The 22,423-nt window shown below is 62.7% G+C and carries 20 protein-coding genes; 5 read left to right on the forward strand and 15 right to left on the reverse strand.

The window, feature by feature from the left end; genetic code table 11:
• Nucleotides 1–214: 214 nt before the first annotated feature.
• From CDO35_RS16430 to ppc, 3 genes are all read right to left on the reverse strand, one after another.
• Nucleotides 215–976, reverse strand: a complete 762-nt coding sequence (locus CDO35_RS16430; protein ID WP_099525759.1) for a 5'-nucleotidase, lipoprotein e(P4) family — start codon at nucleotides 974–976, stop codon at nucleotides 215–217.
• A 180-nt stretch (nucleotides 977–1,156) separates the two neighbouring features.
• Nucleotides 1,157–1,804 (reverse strand): adenylate kinase, encoded by a 648-nt coding sequence (adk, locus tag CDO35_RS16435; protein ID WP_099525760.1) that lies wholly within the window; start codon nucleotides 1,802–1,804, stop codon nucleotides 1,157–1,159.
• A 223-nt stretch (nucleotides 1,805–2,027) separates the two neighbouring features.
• Nucleotides 2,028–4,664 (reverse strand): phosphoenolpyruvate carboxylase, encoded by a 2,637-nt coding sequence (ppc, locus tag CDO35_RS16440; RefSeq protein ID WP_099525761.1) that lies wholly within the window; start codon nucleotides 4,662–4,664, stop codon nucleotides 2,028–2,030.
• Nucleotides 4,665–4,831: 167 nt separating this feature from the next.
• Here ppc and CDO35_RS16445 point away from each other — a divergent pair, with 167 nt between their 5' ends.
• From CDO35_RS16445 to lptF, 3 genes are all read left to right on the forward strand, one after another.
• Complete coding sequence (locus tag CDO35_RS16445; protein WP_099525762.1) at nucleotides 4,832–5,176, forward strand: pilin assembly protein; 345 nt, start codon at nucleotides 4,832–4,834, stop codon at nucleotides 5,174–5,176.
• A gap of 420 nt (nucleotides 5,177–5,596) precedes the next feature.
• Complete coding sequence (locus tag CDO35_RS16450; protein ID WP_099525763.1) at nucleotides 5,597–6,010, forward strand: DUF4398 domain-containing protein; 414 nt, start codon at nucleotides 5,597–5,599, stop codon at nucleotides 6,008–6,010.
• Between the two features lie 47 nt (nucleotides 6,011–6,057).
• A complete protein-coding gene (gene lptF, locus CDO35_RS16455) occupies nucleotides 6,058–6,843 on the forward strand; it encodes a lipotoxin F family OmpA-related lipoprotein LptF (RefSeq protein ID WP_099525764.1) in 786 nt (261 codons plus the stop codon).
• A gap of 126 nt (nucleotides 6,844–6,969) precedes the next feature.
• On the opposite strand, the gene CDO35_RS16460 is transcribed toward lptF, so the two are convergent.
• The 8 genes from CDO35_RS16460 to prfB form a co-directional block, all read right to left on the reverse strand.
• Nucleotides 6,970–7,293 (reverse strand): PA3694 family proteiin, encoded by a 324-nt coding sequence (locus tag CDO35_RS16460; RefSeq protein ID WP_099525765.1) that lies wholly within the window; start codon nucleotides 7,291–7,293, stop codon nucleotides 6,970–6,972.
• Nucleotides 7,290–8,183 carry an alpha/beta hydrolase gene (locus CDO35_RS16465; protein ID WP_099525766.1) on the reverse strand — a complete coding sequence of 298 codons (894 nt, stop codon included), beginning with the start codon at nucleotides 8,181–8,183 and terminating at the stop codon, nucleotides 7,290–7,292. The genes CDO35_RS16460 and CDO35_RS16465 overlap by 4 nt, the downstream gene beginning before the upstream one ends.
• Nucleotides 8,173–8,919, reverse strand: coding sequence for a TIGR00266 family protein (locus tag CDO35_RS16470; RefSeq protein ID WP_099525767.1), 747 nt, complete (start codon nucleotides 8,917–8,919; stop codon nucleotides 8,173–8,175). The genes CDO35_RS16465 and CDO35_RS16470 overlap by 11 nt, the downstream gene beginning before the upstream one ends.
• Nucleotides 8,920–8,996: 77 nt before the next feature.
• Nucleotides 8,997–10,286, reverse strand: a complete 1,290-nt coding sequence (locus tag CDO35_RS16475) for a flavohemoglobin expression-modulating QEGLA motif protein (RefSeq protein WP_099525768.1) — start codon at nucleotides 10,284–10,286, stop codon at nucleotides 8,997–8,999.
• An 8-nt stretch (nucleotides 10,287–10,294) separates the two neighbouring features.
• A complete protein-coding gene (locus CDO35_RS16480) occupies nucleotides 10,295–10,846 on the reverse strand; it encodes a hypothetical protein (RefSeq protein ID WP_099525769.1) in 552 nt (183 codons plus the stop codon).
• A 43-nt stretch (nucleotides 10,847–10,889) separates the two neighbouring features.
• On the reverse strand, nucleotides 10,890–11,603 hold the full coding sequence (locus CDO35_RS16485; RefSeq protein ID WP_099525770.1) for a TetR/AcrR family transcriptional regulator: 714 nt from the start codon (nucleotides 11,601–11,603) through the stop codon (nucleotides 10,890–10,892).
• Between the two features lie 165 nt (nucleotides 11,604–11,768).
• Nucleotides 11,769–13,271 carry a lysine--tRNA ligase gene (gene lysS / locus CDO35_RS16490; protein ID WP_099525771.1) on the reverse strand — a complete coding sequence of 501 codons (1,503 nt, stop codon included), beginning with the start codon at nucleotides 13,269–13,271 and terminating at the stop codon, nucleotides 11,769–11,771.
• Between the two features lie 101 nt (nucleotides 13,272–13,372).
• Nucleotides 13,373–14,468 (reverse strand): peptide chain release factor 2 gene (gene prfB, locus CDO35_RS16495; protein WP_099525772.1). Its coding sequence is split into 2 segments (ribosomal slippage): nucleotides 13,373–14,395 and nucleotides 14,397–14,468, totalling 1,095 coding nucleotides; the frame shifts between segments, so codons are not numbered across the junction.
• A gap of 163 nt (nucleotides 14,469–14,631) precedes the next feature.
• Here prfB and CDO35_RS16500 point away from each other — a divergent pair.
• Entirely contained in the window at nucleotides 14,632–16,278 is a 1,647-nt protein-coding gene (locus CDO35_RS16500) for a GGDEF domain-containing protein (RefSeq protein ID WP_099525773.1), read from the forward strand.
• Here CDO35_RS16500 and CDO35_RS16505 read toward each other — a convergent pair.
• Together CDO35_RS16505 and CDO35_RS16510 are read right to left on the reverse strand one after the other, a co-directional pair.
• Nucleotides 16,271–17,923: a GMC family oxidoreductase gene (locus CDO35_RS16505; protein ID WP_099525774.1), complete on the reverse strand. Its 1,653-nt coding sequence runs from the start codon at nucleotides 17,921–17,923 to the stop codon at nucleotides 16,271–16,273. The genes CDO35_RS16500 and CDO35_RS16505 overlap by 8 nt on opposite strands.
• 90 nt (nucleotides 17,924–18,013) lie before the next feature.
• The gene (locus CDO35_RS16510; protein WP_099525775.1) at nucleotides 18,014–18,754 is read right to left on the reverse strand and encodes a tellurite resistance TerB family protein; all 741 of its coding nucleotides are present in this window, start codon (nucleotides 18,752–18,754) and stop codon (nucleotides 18,014–18,016) included.
• A 378-nt stretch (nucleotides 18,755–19,132) separates the two neighbouring features.
• Here CDO35_RS16510 and dapA point away from each other — a divergent pair, with 378 nt between their 5' ends.
• Entirely contained in the window at nucleotides 19,133–19,999 is an 867-nt protein-coding gene (gene dapA, locus CDO35_RS16520) for a 4-hydroxy-tetrahydrodipicolinate synthase (RefSeq protein WP_099525777.1), read from the forward strand.
• Here the strand turns inward: dapA and recJ are convergent.
• Both recJ and CDO35_RS16530 read right to left on the reverse strand, forming a co-directional pair.
• A complete protein-coding gene (gene recJ / locus CDO35_RS16525; protein WP_099525778.1) occupies nucleotides 19,996–21,705 on the reverse strand; it encodes a single-stranded-DNA-specific exonuclease RecJ in 1,710 nt (569 codons plus the stop codon). The two genes, dapA and recJ, sit on opposite strands and share 4 nt — an antisense overlap.
• Nucleotides 21,706–21,871: 166 nt before the next feature.
• Nucleotides 21,872–22,411 carry a YaeQ family protein gene (locus CDO35_RS16530; protein WP_072425875.1) on the reverse strand — a complete coding sequence of 180 codons (540 nt, stop codon included), beginning with the start codon at nucleotides 22,409–22,411 and terminating at the stop codon, nucleotides 21,872–21,874.
• Nucleotides 22,412–22,423: the final 12 nt, after the last annotated feature.

Genomic DNA, 22,423 nt, shown 5'->3' on the forward strand with positions numbered 1-22,423 from the left:
AGACCGGCTCGAAGACATTTTTTCCAGCACCATGTCGGCGCCCGACTTGCGCCGAGCGACCGATGGGCACCCTTAGAGCCTGCTCAAAGTCTCGCGAGCTAGAGCAATGCAAGGCAAAAACAGGCGAGAAAGCGGAGTGTACTTTTGTACATGAGCATTTCGAGCCTGTTTTTAACGCGGCAGGGCCGACGCGCAGCAGACTTTGAACAGGCTCTTACCAGGGCTCGACTACCGGCTCGGCCTCCCAGCCTTTGAGCGGCGCTTTGGACCAGGTGCCGTATCCGGCATTGGGGAACACGATCCACTCCACACCCCACTTGTCCGACTCTTCGGCAACGGTCTTGCGCTGCGCATCGAGCGGCGTTTTGCGGAAACGCGCATCGAAGTCATGCAGCGTATCGCCCAGCAGCATGATGATCTGGTGATCGGCACTGACGATGGCGCGACGCTCGACCTTGGGCGGCCCGAGCAGCAGCACGCTCTCTTCCGATACCTGCGGCAGGCCCAGTTTGCTCAGGGTGGCCAGGGTGTATTTCTTCTGCTCGTCGGCACGATCGGAGACGTAGCGGATGGTCACGCCGAGCTTGTCGGCATGCTCGAGAAACTTCTTCGCGCCAGGGATCAGCTCCGGCGTACCGTCACGTTCCCATGGCAGCCAGGTGTCCCAGGCATCGTACTGATGACAGTTGGCCAGATCGCGCGCCAGCAGCGCGCTGTTGTCGATCACGGTTTCGTCGAGGTCGGTGACGATGGCCAGCTTCGAGGGATCCTTCGCCGCCGCCACAGCCTTGTCGAGCTTCTCCGTGGCGATGTTGTAGGCCTGCAGTTGCAGCGCCTGGACCTCTGCGGACTGCTGCTGAAAGCGCAAACCCATGGTGAATTCGGCGACGGAACAATCTTCTTTGCTGTCAGCAAATGCCAGCGGAGTGGCCAGCAGCGATACCGCAAGGCCCAGCCAGATGCGTTTCTCGGTCATTGAATGCCCTCTTCCTTATAGGTTATCGACACGCCCCGGCGCCGGCCGGAGGCTGCATCGTCGATATTAGTCGGCCCGCATTGCGCGGCCATGCTTGAGAGCGACCAGAACGTATCAGGTTCCATAAACGAGCAAGGCCCCTTTCGGGGCCTTGTTGCGATGACACTCGGCGAGCTGGACTCAGCCCAGGGCTGCCAGGGTCTTCGCGGTGATTTCTTCGACGCTGCCGACACCCGGGATATGACTGTATTTCGGGGTACCGGATGCAGCGGAGAGCTTCTGATAGAAGTCCACCAGCGGCTTGGTCTGCGAATGATAGACGGACAGGCGATGACGCACGGTTTCTTCCTTGTCGTCTTCGCGCTGGACCAGTTCCTCACCGCTGATATCGTCCTTGCCGGCAACCTTCGGCGGGTTGTACTCGGTGTGGTAGACACGGCCGGAAGCCGGGTGAACGCGACGGCCAGACAGACGCTTGACGATCTCTTCGTCTTCCACGGCAATCTCGACCACGTGATCGAGAGCGACGCCAGCATCACGCAGCGCTTCGGCTTGCGGAATGGTGCGCGGGAAGCCGTCGAACAGGAAGCCATTGGCGCAATCGGCCTGAGCGATGCGCTCCTTGACCAGATTGATGATCAGGTCGTCGGAGACCAGACCACCGGCATCCATCACGCTCTTGGCCTTCAGGCCGAGCTCGGTGCCAGCCTTGACCGCAGCACGCAGCATGTCACCAGTGGAGATTTGCGGAATGCCGAATTTCTCGGTGATGTAGCGAGCCTGGGTACCTTTGCCGGCACCGGGCGCCCCCAGCAGAATCACGCGCATCGATGTGCTCCTCAAGAGTTATGTAGTAATCGGTCGGACTCGCCTCGTGGGGCCAATCTCTTGAATGTAGTGCGGCTGCCGTAGCGGCCAAAAGGCTGCTCAAGATACACAGCGCACCCCAGGCGCACAAGCCGCCAAAAGTCGGATAAAACCCCTCCTCCTGACGGCCTGAATCCGGCATATGACGCTGGCCAGGCATATGCCGACCAGCACCTGCCGCCCTTCAACCGGTGTTGCGCAAACCTGCCGCAATACCTGCCACGCTGACCAGCAACGCCTGCTCCAGAGGGCTCTCCGGCGCCTGTTCACGTTGCCGGCAGCGCGCCAGCAGCTCGGCCTGCAGCAGGTGCAGCGGGTCGAGGTAGGTGTTGCGCACGCTGATCGATTCCAGGGTTTCCGGATTGTGCGCAAGCAGCCGAGACTGCCCGGTCAATTCCAGCACGGCAGCGCACGCCTGCGACAATAGGTCGCGTAACTGCGCCCCCAGCGGCTGCAGGGCCGGTTCGACCAGACGCTCGTCATACAGGGCGGCGATATTGGCATCCGCTTTGGTCAAGACCATTTCCAGCATGTCGATGCGGGTGCGGAAGAATGGCCATTGCTCGCGCATGCTTTTCAGCAGTTCAGCATCACCGCCTTGCAGCGCCTGCCCCAGCGCCTGCTCCCAGCCGAGCCAGGCTGGCAACATCAGGCGTGTCTGCGTCCAGGCGAAGATCCACGGAATGGCCCGCAGGCTTTCCACGCCCCCCTCACGCCGCTTGGCCGGGCGACTGCCCAGCGGCAAGCGGCCGAGCTCCTGCTCCGGCGTGGCCTGGCGGAAATATTCGACGAACTGCGGATGCTCGCGTACCACGTCGCGATAAGCCTTCACGCCGGCATCGGCGAGGCGGTCCATCATCGCCCGCCAGCTCGGCTCCGGTGCTGGCGGTGGCAGTAGCGTGGCTTCCAGCACTGCAGCCAGATAGAGGTTGAGATTCTGCTCGGCGATATCCGGCAGGCCGAACTTGAAGCGGATCATTTCACCCTGCTCGGTGGTGCGGAACCGCCCCGCCACCGAGCCAGGGGGTTGCGACAGAATGGCCGCGTGAGCGGGGCCACCGCCACGGCCGACGGTGCCACCGCGACCATGGAACAGCAGCAGTTCGACCTGATGCTCACGACACAGACGCACCAGCTCCTCCTGAGCGCGGTACTGGGCCCAGGCCGCGGCGGTTGTACCGGCATCCTTGGCCGAATCGGAATAGCCGATCATCACTTCCTGCGGGCCATGCAAGCGCGCGCGATAGCCGGGCAACCCCAGCAGACGATCGATCACCGGCCCGGCATGGTCCAGATCGGCCAGGGTTTCAAAAAGTGGCACCACCCGCATCGGCCGGCGCAACCCGGCCTCTTTCAGCAGCAGCTGCACGGCCAGCACATCGGAGGCGGCACCAGCCATGGAGATCACGTAGGAACCCAGCGATGCGGCAGGAGCGGCTGCCACCTCGCGACAGGTAGCGAGTACCTCGGCGGTATCGGCCGAGGGTCGATAGTCGCTTGGCAGCAAGGGGCGGCGGTTTTCCAGCTCGCGCTGGAGGAAGCTCAGACGCGTCTCCTCATCCCATTCGGCGTAGCGACCGAGTCCGAGGTAATCGGTGATTTCCGACATCGCAGCCGCATGCCGGGAGGAATCCTGACGCACGTCGAGACGCACCAGGAACAGACCGAAGGTGGCTGCCCGGCGCAGGCAATCGAGCAACGGACCATCGGCAATCACGCCCATGCCGCAGGCATGCAGTGACTGGTAGCAGAGCTGCAGCGGCGCCAGCAGATCATGGTTGTCGCGCAGTACTGCAGCGCTGGGCGCCACATCGGCAGTGAGCGCCTGCTGCGCCCAGCTGCGCGTTTCGCGCAGGCGCTCGCGCAACTGCTTGAGCAAGGCACGGTAAGGCTCGGCGCTGTCGCCCACCTGCGCGCGCAGTTCGTCACTGGCCTGCTGCATGGACAGCTCCGCGGCCAGGTTGTCGACATCGCGCAGGTAAAGATCGGCGGCCATCCAGCGCGCCAGCAGCAACACCTCTCGGGTCACGCGCGCGGTGACATTGGGGTTACCGTCACGGTCGCCGCCCATCCACGAGGCGAAACGAATCGGCGCAGCCTCCAGCGGCAGACGCAGACCGGTGGCGGCCTGCAGGCTCTGATCAGCACGACGCAGGAACTGCGGTACGGCCTGCCACAGCGAATGCTCGATAACGGCAAAGCCCCACTTGGCCTCATCTACCGGACTGGGCCGACTGCGGCGAATTTCCTCGGTGTGCCAGGCCTCGGCGATCAGCCGCTGCAGACGCTGGGCGATGCGTTCACGCTCTGTTGGCAATAGATCGCTGTGATCCAGTGCCGTTAGTTGCGCGGCGATGGCATCGTATTTCTGGATCAGGGTACGCCGCGCCACTTCGGTCGGGTGTGCGGTCAGCACCAGCTCGATGTCCAGACGCCCCAACTGACGCGCCAGCTCATCGCTGCCCTGCCCGGCGGCGAGCAGACGTTCAAGCAATTCGTCGAGCACACGCAACTCGAACGGCTCGGGCTCACCGGCACGGCGACGACGCACACGGTGCTGCTGCTCGGCGATATTGGCCAGGTTGAGGAACTGATTGAAGGCCCGCGCCACCGGCAGCAGTTCGTCGTCATCCAGGTCCCCGAGGGTGCTGGTCAACTGCTCGGCACCCGCGGCAGAGCCACGACGACCGGCCTTGGCCGACTTGCGTATGCGTTCGATCTTGTCGAGAAACTCGTCGCCCAGCTGGGTGCTGATGGTATGCCCGAGCAACTCGCCGAGCAGGTGCACCTCTTCACGCAGGCGAGCATCGATTTCCGCCATGTCGCACTCCTTCTCCTATCCAGTGTCAACAGAGTGCCCAGCGCGCCAACTTCTTACAAGGGTGCGACGTGCACCAGGGCGAGCCTGCGTGCTGGGTCTAGGCTTGTCGATGGGCGCTGCGGTTTCGCCAGTGGGCACCGCCGGCGCCACCTGTGAGGAGCTACGACATGAGAATTCGCGAACTGGCAAAACACTGGGAACAACATGCCAAGGGCCACCTGACCCCGACTCGTTATCACATCCACCTGGATATCGAATCGGCCGCTCGCCTGGCGGCGCTCACCGAGATGTACCCCAAGCATCACAGCGAGGAACTGCTTGGAGAGCTGATCGGCGCGGCGCTCGAGGAACTCGAGGCCAGCCTGCCTTACGTGCGCGGCAACAAAGTGGTGGCGCTGGACGAGCAAGGCGACCCGTTGTACGAGGACGTCGGTCCGACTCCACGGTTCCTGGCGCTGTCGCGCAAATACCTGCGTGAACTGAGTGATACGAGCAAAGAGACGAGCCATTGACGCCCTGAGCGGGCCGTCGTGTTCGACATATTGTTCAATTTCGGACGCTCAGGCTGATAACACGCCTGCCGAGCAGCCATCTCTGCATCGATGCAGCACCTCCCTCCGCCTTCGCCGATGCGCTGGCGCGCCGGCCTCCCTCACCCCGAAAAAACCTACAAAACCAACTAAATAGAAGGGCTTAGGAGCGTTCTAGGTGCGCATAAAAAACCACGCCGAGGCCTTTCCATACGCAAATAGTTGACTAACCAGTCATCCAGAAAGCCATAAGCAGGCTGTGTTTTTTTCTGAACTATTCGAAAAACCTGCCGGTCCCACTTACAGGCCATCGTGACCAGCCGACACCGCCAACACCTTTGGTAGACGGACGACACGAGAGGCCAATCGCTACGGATATCGTCGTTCATAGGAGTGTTTCAAATGGAGTTAGCCGCCATGAAGACCCATACCGAAAAAGCCCCGCGCAGCCGCATGCACGGGATCAAACTGGCCGCCTTGGTACTGGGCAGCAGCCTGGTACTGGCTGGCTGCGCGGGTAACCCGCCCAGCGAGCAATATGCCGTGACGCAATCTGCCGTGAACTCGGCGATCAGCGCTGGCGGTGCCGAGTTTGCCGCCGTGGAAATGAAGTCTGCGCAGGACAAGCTCAAAGAGGCCGAACTGGCCATGCATGAGAAAGAGTACGAGAAAGCCCGCCGCCTGGCCGAACAGGCTGAATGGGATGCTCGTCTCGCCGAGCGCAAGGCTCAGGCCGCCAAAGCCGAACAAGCATTGCAGGACGCCCGCCAGGGTGTTCAGGAACTGCGTGAGGAAGGCATGCGTAACGCTCAGTGAGCGCCATGCACCCCACCCATTCGCTGACAGATCAAAGGATGAACGCCATGCGTAAACACGTGATGATCCCCGCCCTTCTGGCCCTGAGCGTCGGCCTGGCCGCCTGCTCGCACCAGCCCAACGCCAACCTTGAGTCGGCGCGTAGCAACTTCTCCTCACTGCAGAGCGATCCGCAGGCGAGCAAGGTCGCAGCGCTGGAAACCAAGGAAGCCCAGGAGTGGCTGAACAAGGCCGACAAGGCCTACATGGAAAAGGAAGACGAGAAGAAGGTCGACCAACTGGCCTACCTGACCAACAAGCGCGTCGACGTGGCCAAGCAGACCATCGTGCTGCGTAACGCCGAAGCCGAGCTTAAGAACTCTTCGGCGCAGCGCGCCCAAGCTCTGCTCGATGCTCGCGATGCACAGATCCGCAAGCTGCAGGACAGCCTCAACGCCAAGCAGACCGAACGCGGCACGCTGGTGACCTTCGGTGACGTTCTGTTCGACTTCAACAAGGCAGAACTGAAGAGCAGTGCGCTGCCCAACGTCACCCAACTGGCACGCTTTCTCCAGGAAAACCCGGAGCGTCAGGTGATCGTCGAGGGTTACACCGACAGCGTCGGCTCGGCCAGCTACAACCAGGGTCTGTCCGAGCGTCGCGCCGAATCCGTCCGTCGCGCACTGATTCGCGCCGGTGTGGAACCGACGCGCATCGTCGCCCAAGGTTATGGCAAGGAGTATCCGGTCGCGGACAACTCCATCGACTCCGGTCGTGCGCAGAACCGTCGCGTAGAGGTGACCATCTCCAACGACAACCAGCCGGTCGCTCCGCGCTCGTCTGCCGGCGCCTGATAGCACCGCTGTAATGAAGAAACCCGCCTGATGGCGGGTTTCTTTTTGGCGCAACCGAGACTCACGCCTACGTTTCGCTACGCACGGCCTAGGCGGCCCCGCGACACCCTACGTAAGCGTTCTGCCTTACTGCTCCAGCGCCGGAGTTTCCTGACCGATGCAACGCACAGCCTGCTTCTTGTTGTCCACCAGCACGCCGGTCAGCCCTTTCTGCTGCAGATCGAACAACACCAGCACGCCATCGATGCACTGCGCCACCTGATCGGCCGGTTTCAGCGAGACCTTGTAGTCCTCGCCGGGAATGGTCTTGAGCATGGTGAAGTCGGAGAGCAGCAGTGCGTCCTCCGGTTTGGCGAAATGCACGTAGCCGTAGAACCAGAGCACACCGATGGTGCCAACGATACTGGCGACACCTGTGAGGATCAGAGGGATAGGATTGCGTTCGGTCATTGCGTACTCTCTGTTGCGGATTCGATGGTCGGCGCCTGCCGCTCGACAAAAGCCTGCGGCGCACTGAAGAACGCCAGCAGTGACTGGCGCCAGGCGGGCTCGGCAAAGGTTTGCACGTGCGGGCCACGGGTCGCCTGAAAGGCGCGTGGCGGACGCGCAGCTTGATACAAGCGCTGGCCATTGGAAAGCGGCACGATCGTATCGTCAATGCTGTGATAGATCAGCAAGGGCACACCTTCGAGTTGCTCGATGCTGCGAATCGCGCTGTCGCCGTCCGGTACCAGCCAGGACAGCGGCACCTGTAGCGGCCAGGTCAGCCAGGATGTGCTCAGCGCATGCTGTGCCACATCGCGATAACTGGCCGGCACACCATCGAGCGCCAGGGCCTGCAAGGCCGATTGGCGCTCGGGATGCTGCGCCAGGTAATGCACGGCCAGGGCGCCACCGAGGCTCTGCCCGAGTACGAAAAGCGGCGTGCCCTGCACCTGCGGCGCTTGGTCGAGCCAGGCGAAGGCCGCGTCGATATCTTGGTAGACCTCGGGCAAACGCGGCTTGCCAGCGGACAGGCCATACCCCCGGTAATCCAGCATCAGCACCTGGTAGCCCTGCTCCGGCAGCCAGTGAACGCCACCCAGGTGCCAGGCCAGGTTGCCGCCATTGCCATGCAGGTGCAGTACCGTGCCCTTGACCTTCACCCCAGCCTTGGCCGGCAGCCACCAGGCGTGCAAACGCGTGCCATCGGCGGCGCGCAGCTCGATGTCGCGGTATTCCAGCCCGGCACGCTCCGGAGTAATCGGCAGCCCTGGTTCCGGGTAGAACAGCAGGCCACTGCAACCAGCCAACCACAGGCTGGCCAGCAGCAACACCAGCGCCCGCAGGCTACTTGCCACCGGCGCGCACCTCTTCGCGAGCCTGAACGGTCGCCGCGTAGACGCGCTCCGCCAGGCGCGAGAACGGCAGGCTCTGAATCCACACCGTGCCGGTGCCTTTGAGCGTGGTCAGCAAAATGCCTTCGCCACCGAAGAGCATGCTTTTCAGGCCGCCAGCCAGGGCAATGTCGTAATCGATACCGCTGCTGAAGGCCACCAGGCAACCGGTGTCCAGGCGCAGGGTTTCGTTGTTCAGCTCCTTGCGGATCACGGTGCCGCCAGCATGCACGAAAGCCAGGCCGTCACCGTCGAGCTTCTGCAGGATGAAGCCCTCGCCGCCGAAAAAACCGGCGCCCAGGCGTTTGGCGAAGCTGATGCCGATGCTGGTGCCATGCGCGGCGCAGAGAAAGGCGTCTTTCTGGCAGATCAAGCGACCGCCGATCTTTGCCAGGTCGATGGGCACCACGGTGCCCGGATAAGGCGCGGCGAAGGCGACCCGTGCCTGACTTTTGCCGGCATTGCTGAAGTGGGTCATGAACAGCGACTCACCGGTGAGCATGCGCTTGCCGACGCTCCACAGCTTGCCCAGCAGACCATTTGACGAGCCATCACCCATGCGCGTCTCGAAGCGCACGCCGTCGGTCATGTAGTTCATCGCCCCGGCTTCGGCGATCACCGTCTCACCGGGGTCGAGAATGATCTCCACCGATTGCGCCGAAGCGCCGAGGATTTCGTATTCGAGTTGATGGCTGGGCACGGGGCGGTCTCCAAGGCTTCCCGGATTTCATCCGGGCTACGGCAGCGGTGCGCGCAGCGCACCCTACCGGACTGCGATCAAAGGATATTGGCGTAGTCCGCTTCGATGCGATCCAGGCTCAAGTGATTGAGGAAGTTGGAGAAGCACATCCAGGCCGACAGCGCGTTCATGTCCTGAAACTGCGGCGGCAGATACTTGGGTGGCTGCACAAGTCCTTCATCCACCAGCTTGCGCAGGGTGCGCATGTCTTCCAGGGTGGTCTTGCCGCAGAACAGCAGCGGAATCTGCTCCAGCTTGCCCTTGCGCACCGCCAGCTGGATGTAGTTGTAGATGAGGATGAAACCTTTGAGGTAGGAAAGATCCTTGGTGAACGGCAGGCCCGTCGGCAAGGAGCCACGGAACACCCGGCTGGCGTTGCTGTAGCCGCCTTCGAGGCCATAGCCCTGCTCGCGGAAGAACTCGAATACCTCGAGAAAATCCGCGCCCTCTTCGGCCATGTGGATAGCGCGGGTGCGGTTGGTCAGCTTGCGCAAACGCGTGGGGTAGGAAGCAAAGGCGATCACCTCCATGAGAATGGCCAAACCTTCCTGGGTCACCGTCGATGAGGGCGGCCCTTTGGCCAGAAACGTGCAGATCGGCTGGTTGAGCCCATTGAGCGTGGTGCCGACATGCACCAGACCTTCGTGCACCTCCAGCGCCTTGACGTCACGCTCGTTGAAACGCGCGTCGCTGCGGATCTTGATGTAGTCGGCCCCAGCGGCGGCATCGGCGAGAATACCGTCGGACTCGAACACACGAATGGTTTCGTCGCCAAATACGCCAGCCAGGCGCTGCTGCAGGATGTTCACCGCATCACTGGCACCGAGGGTCTTGGCCTCGTCTTCCAGGTCGCCACGCGCGGCGATGTTGTTGAGGTAGTCCGAAAGCATCAGGCCGAGATCGGCCAAGGTCGGATCACCGGCGTGGAAGGCGTCGGAGGCAGCGCCATACAGTTCCTGGCTGATCAGGCCGAAGTCCTCGGTGCCACGCGCCTCGAGCATGCGGATGACCATGCGGTATTCCTTGCACATGCGCCGCATGATCTGCCCGACCGGATTGAACTGGCCAAGTTGACGGGTGATGTCACGCTCGATGTTCTGGAATTCCAACTTCTTCGCAGCGGCATCGAAAGCCAGCGGTCGATTCAGGTAGTAGTCGCGATCCACGGCTGGCGGCTGCTTGCCCTTGGCCTTGAGAAAGCCATCACGGATGCCATCGTCCCACTTCACCGCATCGAGTACGCGGATGGGCGTTTGCGCATCGACGATGCGGTCACTGAGGGCACGAATACAGAGCTGATAGTCGTCCAGTTTTTGCTGGCTATTCATTGCAGTTCCTACTCGGCGGCTCGCTGATAACGCGCCACCTCGACGAACAGGTCGGCATTGGCCGGGTCGTCGAGATAGGCAAACACCTTGTCCAGCGGGCTGGTGATCAATGCACCATCAGCTTCGGGCATGGAAACGGTCTGCCCTTGCAGCAGGCCCTTTTCCATATCCTGAAGAATGCGGTCGGTGTCGAGGTTGTACAGCACCAGTTCGTTGTCCTTGGTCAACTCGAAACCGGCGATGGCGAAGTTGGCGCCCAGGCTCTTCGGCAAGCCCGCGGAGAGGTACCAGCGGCGACCATGGTGAGCGACGGTGAAGCCGAACTCCTCGAGGCTGCCGAGGTTGTCCGCGCTGCCCTCGTAAATGCGCGCCAGGTAGAGATTGGAGCCGGCACGGGTGATCTCCAGAAACAGCTGATCGCCCCACTCGTCCTGCCGGGTCCATACGCCCAGCAGCGGTATGGGCGCAGCCTCGTTGGCCGGAATCGGGTCCTTGAAGGTGACCAGGCAGCCACTCAACAGCAGGAAGGACAGGGCGACCAATGCGCGCCAGGCTTTCATTACGCTCTCCTTGTGAAGACCGTTCGACCCGATGATCGACGGTTTACAACCCCAGAACCAGATTCATGTAACGCTTAAGGATGGCCAGCATTCCTTGGCTGTCCAAGTGCTCTATGCCGTCTAGCAGGCCCTGATACTCCATCCGCACGATGGCGGCCGTCAACAGCACGGCATCCTGTTCGGGCTGGCGCGAGCCCAGCACTTCGAAGAAGTGGGTGACACCCTGCTGCAGGATCTGCCGGTGAGCTCGCACCAGCTCGCGCAGTCGTGGATTGAGCAGAGCTTCCTGCTGAAACGCCTGCTCGGCGATCAGGTGGTCACGACGCTCACACAACTGGCGCTGCACGTACTGCACCGCCAGCCCGGCGATCTCGTCGGCCAATTGCCTGCGTGCCTGCTCGCTGCCATCCAGGCGCCCGACCATCGCCTCCAGCGCACCCTGAGTACCGCTCCAGAATGCCGCCATCTGCGCGGCGCTGCGCTCGACGAACTGGGCGAAGGTATCGGTGATCAGGTCATCGATATCCTTGAAATAGTAGGTCGTGGCCGACAGAGGTACCTGCGCTTCGGCCGCCACCGCGCGGTGACGCACGGCGCGCACGCCATCGCGCACGATGATGCGCATGGCGGCATCGAGAATCGCCTGGCGGCGCTGCTCACTGCCCTGGCGACTGGCCTTGCGGCCCTGGTACTGGACACTTTCGGCGACAGCGTTGGCTGCCTGTGTGGCATTGGGGGGCGCAGACACGGAGCTCACGGTGGGTCGACCCTCTACGTTCTAGTTATGACAGGGAGAGTAATGGCTTGGACATGCAAGCAAAAGGCTCCGTTTCGCTTACTCACCAGGCGCCCAGCGAAATTGCCGCGAAATGCATAACGACAAGTAGCAAAAAGCCGCCCGAAGGCGGCTTTCTGTCTGGCATCAAGCCTGCGGGCGCATGTGCGGGAACAGGATGACGTCGCGGATCGACGGCGAGTTGGTCAGCAACATCACCAGGCGGTCGATGCCGATGCCCTCGCCGGCGGTAGGCGGCATGCCGTACTCCAGAGCGCGGACGAAGTCGGCGTCGTAGTGCATGGCTTCGTCGTCACCGGCGTCTTTCTCGGCCACCTGGGCCAGGAAGCGTTCGGCCTGGTCTTCGGCGTCATTGAGCTCGGAGTAGGCGTTGGCGATCTCGCGGCCGCCGATGAACAGCTCGAAGCGGTCGGTGACGTTGGGGTTCTGGTCGTTGCGGCGGGCCAGCGGCGATACCTCGAACGGATACTCGGTAATGAAGTGCGGCTGCTCCAGCTTGCTCTCGACCAGCTCTTCGAAAATCATCACCTGCAGCTTGCCCAGGCCTTCATGGCCGAGCACTTTGGCGCCGGCCTTCTTGGCGATGGCGCGGGCCTTGTCGACATCCTGCAGGTCGGCAGCGGTGAGCTCGGGGTTGTACTTGAGGATCGAATCGAACACCGACAGGCGCGCGAACGGCTCGCCGAAGTGGAACACCTTGTCGCCGTACGGCACGTCAGTGCTACCGAGAACAGTCTGAGCCAGCTCGCGGAACAGCTCCTCGGTCAGGTCCATGTTGTCTTCGTAGTCGGCGTAGGCCTGGTAGAACTCGAGCATGGTGAACTCGGGGTTGTGCCGGGTCGAGACGCCTTCGTTACGGAAGTTGCGGTTGATCTCGAAGACCTTTTCAAAACCACCGACCACCAGACGCTTGAGGTACAGCTCCGGCGCGATACGCAGGAACATGGCCATGTCCAGCGCATTGTGATGGGTCTCGAACGGCTTGGCCGCAGCGCCACCGGGGATAGTCTGCAGCATCGGCGTTTCCACCTCGAGGAAGTCACGCTCGGCAAGGAACTTGCGGATATGAGCGATGACCTGCGAACGCACCCGGAAGGTGTCACGCACTTCTTCGTTGACGATCAGGTCGACGTAGCGCTGGCGATAGCGCTGTTCGGTATCGGTCAGGCCATGGTGCTTGTCCGGCAGCGGACGCAGCGACTTGGTCAGCAGACGTACGCTGGTCATCTCGACGTACAGGTCGCCCTTGCCGGAACGAGCCAGGGTACCTTCGGCGGCGATGATGTCGCCCATGTCCCAGGTCTTGACCGCTGCCAGGGTTTCTTCCGGCAAGGTCTTGCGGTTGACGTAGACCTGGATGCGGCCAGTCATGTCCTGAATGACCATGAAAGCGCCACGATTGAGCATGATGCGCCCGGCAACCTTGACCGGAATGGCAGCGGCTTCCAGTTCTTCCTTGGTCTTGTCGACATACTGTTTCTGCAGGTCGGCGCAGTAGTTGTCGCGGCGGAAGTCGTTGGGGAAGGCGTTGCCCTGCTCACGGATGGCAGCAAGCTTTTCCTTGCGCAGCGCAATCAGCTTGTTTTCTTCCTGCTGCAGTTCGTTCTGGTCGAGTTGTTGGTCGCTCATGGTCGTTTTATCTGCCTGGCGTGTATATGCAAATGGGGTTTGGCAGGAGCCAGCTGATCGCGAAGAGCATCGCCAGCACGCTGGCTCCTACAGGGTTGCGGTTAAAGGCCCTGCTTGAGGCTGGCCTCTAGATACTGGTCGAGATCGCCATCCAGAACCTTCTGGCAGTCGCTACGCTCGATGCCGGTACGCAGATCCTTGATGCGCGAGTCATCGAGCACGTAGGAGCGGATCTGATGACCCCAGCCGATATCGGACTTGCTGTCTTCCAGCGCCTGCGAGGCGGCGTTGCGCTTCTGCATCTCCAGCTCGTACAACTTGGCCCGCAGCATCTTCATGGCGGTGTCCTTGTTGGCGTGCTGGGAACGTTCGTTCTGGCAGGCCACCACGGTATTGGTCGGCACGTGGGTGATACGCACCGCCGAATCGGTGGTGTTGACGTGCTGACCACCGGCGCCGGAGGAGCGGTAGGTGTCGATACGCAGGTCGGAGGGGTTGATATCGATCTCGACCTTGTCATCGATCTCAGGGGACACGAACACCGCCGAGAACGAGGTATGACGACGGGCGCCGGAGTCGAACGGGCTTTTGCGTACCAGACGGTGCACGCCGATCTCGGTGCGCAGCCAACCGAAGGCGTACTCGCCCTTGATGTGCACGGTGGCGCCCTTGATGCCGGCGACCTCGCCCTCGGACAGCTCGATGATGGTGGCATCGAAGCCACGCTTGTCGGCCCAGCGCAGGTACATGCGCAGCAGGATGTTGGCCCAGTCCTGCGCCTCGGTGCCGCCGGAACCGGCCTGGATGTCCAGGTAGCAGTTGTTCGGGTCCATCTCGCCACTGAACATGCGGCGGAATTCCAGCTTCTCGAGGATTTCGCGCAGGCGGTCTACTTCGGCGACGATATCGCTCACCGCGCCTTCGTCGTTTTCTTCGGCAGCCATTTCCAGCAGGTCCTTGGAATCGACCAGGCTGCCGGTGAGGTCGTCGATGGTTTCGACGATCTGCGCCAGCATGGCGCGCTCACGGCCCAGCGCTTGCGCGTACTCGGGCTTGTTCCAGACGCTGGCGTCTTCCAGTTCGCGGTTTACTTCGACCAGACGATCATGCTTGTGATCGTAGTCAAAGATACCCCCGAATTGACTGGGTTCGCTCGGACAGGTCCTTGATGGCGTTGAGGATCGGATTGATTTCCATGGTAGTCGGCGCTCGCGGCAAATCGGACGGAAAAGCCGGCGATTATACCCGAGCCAGCCCAGGCTGGCAGCCCACTATCGGCAGGTGATCACAGCTCAATGGATCAACGGCGCACTATACTGGTCACACAGCCGATTGCAGTGGCCTACCCGGGAATCAAAACATGCCCCCAGCGCAAAGCATGCGTAGCCATATCGCCCTCTTCGTTGCCCTTCTGGTCTGCGCCCTCAGCTGGCTTCTGGGCACACTGATCGGCCAGTACACCAGCCAGCAGATTCGCGAGGACGTGGGCCGCAACATGGCCGAGGTGTCCTACGCAATGGTTGATCGCCTGGATCGCGACATGGCCTCGCGCGCCGCGGTGCTGAAGGTGCTCGGCAACCTGCAGGCGTTGCGTCAGCCCGATGACATCGCCGAGGTGCGGCGCCTGCTCGACAGCCTGCAAAAGGAAATCCCCAGCATCGCCTGGATCGGCTTCACCGACCCGCACGGCCTGGTGCTGGCCTCCAGCAACGGCATATTGGAAAACGTCAGCATTGCGCAGAGGCCGGTCTATCTAGAAGGGCGCAACGGACTGTTCATCGGTGACGTGCATGAAGCGGTACTGCTGGCCAAGCTGCTGCCCAATCCCAGCGGCGAGGCGATGAAATTCGTCGACATCAGCCTGCCGATCTTCGCCAGCGACGGCAGCCTGGCCGGCGTTTTGGCCAGCCACCTGTCCTGGGCCTGGGCCGACGAGGTACGCGAGTCAATTCTCGGCCCGAGCCAGGATCGGCATATGGTCGAATTCTTCGTCATTGGTCAGGATCGCGGCATCCTGCTTGGCCCGCAGGAAATGATCGGCCAGAAACTGGAGCTACCGGCACTGGAGGGGCTGAAACCTGGACAAAGTCGCTGGCAAGTGCAGCAGTGGCCGGACGGTAACGAATACCTCACCGGCCTGACGCTGAGCCAGGGCCATCAGGACTACCCAGGCCTGGGCTGGACAGTGGTGGCGCGGCAATCGCTCGAGGTCGCCGATGCCCCAGCGCAGAACCTGCTGCAAAGCATCTTGCTTTGGGGCAGCGGCCTGGCACTGGTGTTCGCGGTGATCGGCTGGCTGGTCAGCAGCTACTTCACCCGGCCACTGCGCGACATCGCTAACGCAGCAGACCGTCTCAGCGCGGGTGAAATCACCGAAATTCCAGAGCTGCGGGGGAGCCGTGAAATTCATCAGCTGAGTCAGTCCATCCGTCATCTGGTGGAAAGCCTGACCCTGCAGCAGACCGCGCTGGGCATGATGGAAAGCCTCGCTTACCACGACGCGCTGACCGGCCTGCCCAACCGCATGGCGCTGGAGAAATTTCTGCCTCAGGCCCAACAACGCAGCCGCCTGCAGCATGGCTGCCTGGCCCTGCTCTACCTCGACCTCGATGGTTTCAAACCGGTCAATGACACCCATGGCCATACAGCAGGGGATCATCTGCTACGGGAGGTAGCCCAACGTCTGCGCGGCTGCCTGCGTGACGGCGACATGGTCTCGCGCCTGGGCGGCGACGAGTTTCTCATGGTGCTGCAAGTGCCGGGACAGGATGCACAGCATCACGCCCACCAGGTGGCCGAGCGCGTGATCACTGCACTCGGCCAGCCGGTACTGCTGGAAGTCGGCGAGGTGCGCATCGGCTGTAGCGTCGGCGGAGCACTCTGGCCTGAGGACCACATCGAGCTCAGCGCCGTCCTGCAACTGGCTGACGAGGCGCTGTACAAAGCCAAATACGGTGGGCGTAATCGCGCGATATTGCACAGCAGCCAGGAAACCAGCCTCAGCTGAGCGCGGGCTCGGTCACCAGAGTCGCCTGTCGCTGCGGCTGCGCGTCCTCGGTGATCATCTGCGCTGCCTTCTCGGCGATCATCAATACCGGCGAGCAGGTGTTGCCCGAGGTGATGCTCGGCATGATCGACGCATCAACCACGCGCAAACCGGCGATGCCATGCACGCGCAAGCGAGCATCGACCACGGCCTCACGCCCCTGCCCCATCGCACAGGTGCCCACCGGATGGAAGATGGTGGTGCCGATCTCGCCTGCCGCACGCTGCAGATCCTCCTCGCTGCGATAGTCCGGGCCGGGCTTGTACTCCTGCGGTCGGTAACCGGCCAACGCCGGTGCAGCGACGATACGCCGGGTCAGGCGAATGGCATCAGCGGCGACCTGCAGGTCTCGCTCGTCACTGAGGTAGTTGGGGCGAATCAGCGGGGCGACGCTGGCATCGACCGAGGCGATTTCGACGCTACCACGGCTGTGCGGGCGCAGGTTGCACACCGAGGCGGTGAACGCCGGGAAGTCGTGCAAGGGCTCGCCAAAGCGCTCCAGTGACAAGGGTTGAACGTGATACTGCAGGTTGGCGCGCGCTTGCCCGGGGTCCGACTTGGCGAAGGCGCCAAGCTGGCTGGGCGCCATCGACAGCGGCCCGCTGCGCTTGAGCAGGTATTCCAGGCCCATGCCCAGCTTGCCCCAGGGCGTGGCCGCGATGCGATTGAGCGTCTTCACGCCCTCCACCTGATAGATCAAGCGCAACTGCAGGTGATCCTGCAGGTTGCTGCCAACACCTGGCAGCTCGTGCCTGACGCCGATGCCCAGCTTTTCCAGCAGCGGCCTTGGGCCGATACCGGAGCGCTGCAGCAAGGCCGGCGAGCCGATGGCGCCGGCACACAGGACGATCTCGCGACGCGCCGCAACGCGCAGCGCGCGGCCCTGACAACGCAGGTGCAGCGCACTGGCGCGCCCGTCCTCCAAATCCAGACGCTCGGCCTCGGCGCCAGTCAGTACGTGCAGATTAGGGCGCTGGCGGATATCTCGCAGAAATGCCTTGGAGGCATTCCAGCGCACGCCACGCTTCTGGTTGACCTGAAAGTAACTGCAGCCTTCGTTGTCTCCACCGTTGAAATCTTCGACACTGGCAATACCACTTTGCGCCGCGGCACCACGGAAGGCTTCGAGAATTTCCCAAGACAGGCGCTGACGCTCCACCCGCCACTCGCCATCGCCACCGTGCAGTTCGCTGGTGCCGGAAAAATGATTCTCCGAGCGTTTGAACAACGGCAACACATCACGCCAGGCCCAACCGGGATTGCCCGCGGCGGCCCAGCCATCGTAGTCGGCAGCCTGGCCGCGCATGTAGATCATGCCGTTGATCGAGGAGCTGCCGCCGAGCACACGACCACGCGGGTATTTCAGCGAGCGGCCATGCAGGCCGGGATCGGCCTCGGTGTTGTAGCACCAGTCAGTGCGTGGATTGCCGATGCAGTAGAGGTAGCCGACCGGGATGTGAATCCAGGGGTAGTTGTCGCGCCCACCCGCCTCGATCAGCAACACGCTGACGCCAGGGTCGGCGGAAAGTCGATTGGCCAGCAGGCAGCCGGCCGGGCCGGCGCCGACGATCACATAGTCATAGGCATCCAGTGGCGCTTGCGACATAAGCATCCTCGCGTGTCGTTCTTGTCATTGGTCAACAGCCTAAAACAAGCCGGGTGCGAGGATGAATGATCTTTTGGTCTGAGCGGCGCGTCAGACGCGCTGCGCCTCGATACGCACCTGAGCTTCCAGCTCGCTCTTCAGTGCAGGTGCCAGCTGTAGCTGACGCGCCAGTTCTTCGAGGTAAGCGCGCTCCATGAAGTGCTCTTCGTCGACCATCAGCACGCTGGCCAGGTACATTTCGGCGGCCATTTCCGGGGTCGCGGCAGCGCGCGCCACGTCGGCAGGGTCCAGCGGCTTGTTCAGTTCGGTGTGCAGCCAGGTCTGCAGTTCGCCGTCCTGCGCGAGCTTGCCCAACTCCTCTTCGATCAACTGACGCTCACGCTCATCGACATGACCATCAGCCTTGGCCGCCGCCACCAGCGCCTTGAGAATGGCGCGGCTGTGCTGCTCGACTTGCGGCGCCGGCAAACGATCCAGGGTTTGCGGCTCGACCGGCTGCGCACCACCCTGCTGGGCTTGCTGCGCCTGCCAGTTGCCATAGGCCTTGTACGCCATCACGCCGAGCGCGGCCAGACCGCCATAAACGGCCACCTTGCCACCTACCTTGCGCACACGTTTGTTGCCCAGCAGCATGGCCAACGCGGCACCGCCACCGGCACCCTTGAGCATCGCCCCAAGATCGCTACTACCCGTCTTGCCTGCACCGCCGCCACCGCCGAGCAAGCCACCCAACGCACCACCCAGTCCGGAGGACGAACCACCGGCACCTTTCTGTTGCAGCAAGTCCTGCCCGGATTTGAGCAGTTGATCGAGCAAGCCACGAGTGTTCATCAAGCATCCTCCAGAGGAAATCTCGCCGAGTGTAGGCTTCGGCAATTGGCCCAGCAGCCAGCTGAATGCTTCCAGATATTACCGACAGCCGCCTTGACAGCCGAGTTGCCGGACAAGCACCATCGCCGAACGATTTATGCAACGGGCTCTCCATGTACGCCACCTACGACCACCTACCACTGAGCCCAGGCTTCACTGCCTGCCAGTGCGCGTGCGTCGTCGTTGCCAAGAAATCCAAGAAACAGTCGCTCATTTGACCGGGGCACTGTCCCGTCAGATGGGCTGACAGGACAAGCGCCAGGTTGTATCTCCCCTCCCGCTCGATTCCCGCACCCTCCCTGACGGCGACCAGACGGTCAGTCGCAAGGAGTTTTTTGCATGTCCAATTTTCAGGGTATCTGGGTGGCGCTGGTCACCCCACTGCGTAACGGTGAGATCGATTTCACCAGCCTCGACCGCCTGCTGGGGAAGCTGCTGGAAGATGGCGTCGCTGGCTTCGTGGTCTGTGGCACCACCGGCGAGGCCACTGCGCTCGGTCAGAGCGAGCAGCTCGCCGTGCTGGATGCCGTGCTCCAGCGGGTACCCCCAGACCGGGTGATCATGGGCCTGGCTGGCAACCAGTTGAATGCCCTGCTCGACTTGCAACGGGAAATCCAGCGGCGCCCGCTGGCAGGCCTGCTGGTGCCGGCGCCTTACTACATCCGTCCGTCCCAGGCCGGGCTGGAGCACTTCTTCACCACGCTGGCAGATGCAGCCGAGGTGCCGCTGGTGCTCTACGACATTCCCTATCGAACCGGAATACGTATCGAGCGCGACACGCTGCGCCGCATCGTCAGCCATCCCAGTATCCAGGCCATCAAGGACTGTGCGGGGGACGCCGAAACCACCATGGCGCTGATCGCCGAAGGCCAGGTGCAGGTGCTGGCCGGCGAGGACACGCAGATATTCAACACACTGTGCCTGGGTGGCGCCGGCGCCATATCAGCATCGGCACATGTCCGCGCCGATCTGTACGTACGCATGCAACAGTGCGTAGCTACCGGTGATCTACAGGGCGCCCGTCAGTTGCACTATCAGTTGCTGCCCTGGATGCAAGCCGCCTTTGCCGAAGCCAACCCATCGGCGATCAAGGCGGCGCTGGCGCTTCAGGGCCTGATCGGCGAGGAACCGAGGGCACCGCTGCTGCCCTGCACGGCGGCAACACGCGAGCGACTGCGAGAGGTGCTGGCCGGCCTGGCGGATTAACGCGGGGCGATATGCGCCACCATCAGTTGCACGGTTTCATTGCCACGAAACTCGTTGAGGTCGAGTTTGTACGCCACTTCGGCCCAGCGCAGCGTCGGATTGGGCCAGACCTCGCGATCGATGTTGAAGGCGATGCCGTCGAGCTGAACGCTGCCGCACTCGGTCTTGAGTACCAGCTTCAGATGACGCTCACCGACGATGCGCTGATTGACGATCTGAAACACGCCATGGAACAGCGGTTCGGGAAAATGCTGGCCCCAGGGCCCGGCGTTGCGCAGAGCGCGGGCCAGCTCCAGATGGAATTCGGTGGCGTCTAACTGGCCGTCTGAGAGCAAGCGACCGGTCAGGTCGTCCTCGCACAACTGGCGGCGTACCTCGGCATCGAAGGCGACGGCGAAGGCGCCGAAATTCTCCTGCGGCAGCGACATCCCGGCAGCCATGGCATGCCCGCCGAACTTGCTGATCAGCCCCGGATGACGCGCCGCCACGGCGTCCAGCGCATCGCGGATATGCAGCCCCGGCACCGAACGCGCCGAGCCCTTGAGCATGCCCTCGCCAGCATCGGCGAAAGCGATGGCCGGGCGGTGATAGCGCTCTTTCAGGCGCGAAGCGAGGATGCCGATCACGCCCTGGTGCCAGTCCGGCTCGAACAGGCACAAGCCGAATGGCATGTCGTCCAGTGACAGATCCTTGAGCTGGGCCAGCGCCTCGCGCTGCATGCCCTGCTCGATGGCCTTGCGATCCTGGTTGAGCTGGTCGAGCTGCACCGCCATGTCGCGGGCCAGCGCCTCGTCATCGCAGAGCAGGCATTCGATGCCCAAGCTCATATCGTCCAGCCGCCCGGCGGCATTCAGCCGAGGGCCAAGGATGAAACCGAGATCGGTGGAGGTGATACGCCGATGATCGCGCCCGGCTACTTCGAGAATCGCACGCAGGCCCGGCCTTGCCCGGCCGGCACGAATGCGCGCCAGGCCCTGGTGCACCAGGATGCGGTTGTTGGCATCCAGCGGTACCACGTCGGCGACGCTGCCCAGCGCCACCAGGTCGAGCAGCTCGCCCAGATTCGGCTCCTGCCGGTTGGCGAACCAGCCGATCTCGCGCAGCCGCGCGCGCAGCGCCAACAGCACATAGAACATCACGCCGACACCAGCCATGGCCTTGCTCGGAAACTCGCAACCCGGCTGATTGGGGTTGACGATGGCGTCAGCGGCCGGCAGCTCCGGCCCAGGCAGGTGGTGGTCGGTGACCAGCACCGTCAGCCCGGCGGCCTTGGCGGCTGCCACACCATCGACGCTGGAGATGCCGTTGTCGACGGTGAGCAACAAGTCGGGCTGGCGCTCAAGCGCCACGGCAACGATCTCCGGGGTCAGGCCATAGCCATACTCGAAACGGTTCGGCACCAGATAATCTACATGCGCCGCGCCGAGCAGGCGCAAACCGAGTACACCGACCGAGCTGGCAGTGGCGCCATCGGCGTCGAAGTCACCGACGATAAGGATGCGCTGGCGCTGTTCAAGCGCCTGCACCAGCAGTTCGACCGCGGCGTCGATGCCCTTGAGCTGCTGGTACGGGATCAGCCGCGCCAGCCCCTTGTCCAGCTCTTCGGCAGACTGCACGCCGCGGGCGGCGTAGAGACGGGTCAGCAAAGGCGGCAGATTGCCCAGGTCAGGCAGTTGTGTGGGTAAGGGACGAGCTTCGATACGCATGGGCAGGGTGTCGCTTTTTCAGATGGTACGGGGTTTTCTCCCCTCTCCCGCTTGCGGGAGAGGGGCCGGGGGAGAGGGTCTGCCCGGCAACATGATGCAAACCTGATCTACCCTCTCCCCAGCCCTCTCCCATGAATGGGAGAGGGAGCGAATGGCGCCTACGGCTTCAACGCTCGCCAGCGAGCCACTCAATGGGGATCTCGTGCTGACCGCGCTCATCGGTGACGAACAACTCGCCATCGCTGATCATCACGCTCCAGTTCAGCGAACGCGGCATGTCCAGCGCCAGGTCGGCCAGCGCCTCCTGACCGAGAGCGACCACGTTGATGTTCTTCAGGCTGCGCACCGGGTCGAGGCACTTACCCTGCCACACGCGCAGGTTGCCGTAAGCCACCAGGCTGAACTTCTCGGTGCGCCGCGAGCACCAGGTGATGCGCTCGCTGTCCGGCTGGCCGACTTCGATCCAGTGCAGCACGCGATCGTCCAGGCTCTTTTCCCACAGCGCCGGCTCGTCAACGTCCGACAGGCCGCGACCGAACGCCAGTTGCTCGTGGTAGAACAGCGCATAGGCAATCAGCCGCGCGGCCAGGCGCTCTTCGGTCTCGGACGGGTGGCGAGCGACGGTGAAACGCAGGTTTTCATAAACGCTGCGATCCATGTCGGTGAGGTTCAGTTCGATCTTGTAGGTGGTCGATGGCAGGGCCATGGCGGGCTTCTT

The sequence above is a fragment of the Pseudomonas sediminis genome, from assembly GCF_002741105.1.
In the GTDB taxonomy this organism is placed as follows: Bacteria; Pseudomonadota; Gammaproteobacteria; order Pseudomonadales; family Pseudomonadaceae; genus Aquipseudomonas; species Aquipseudomonas sediminis.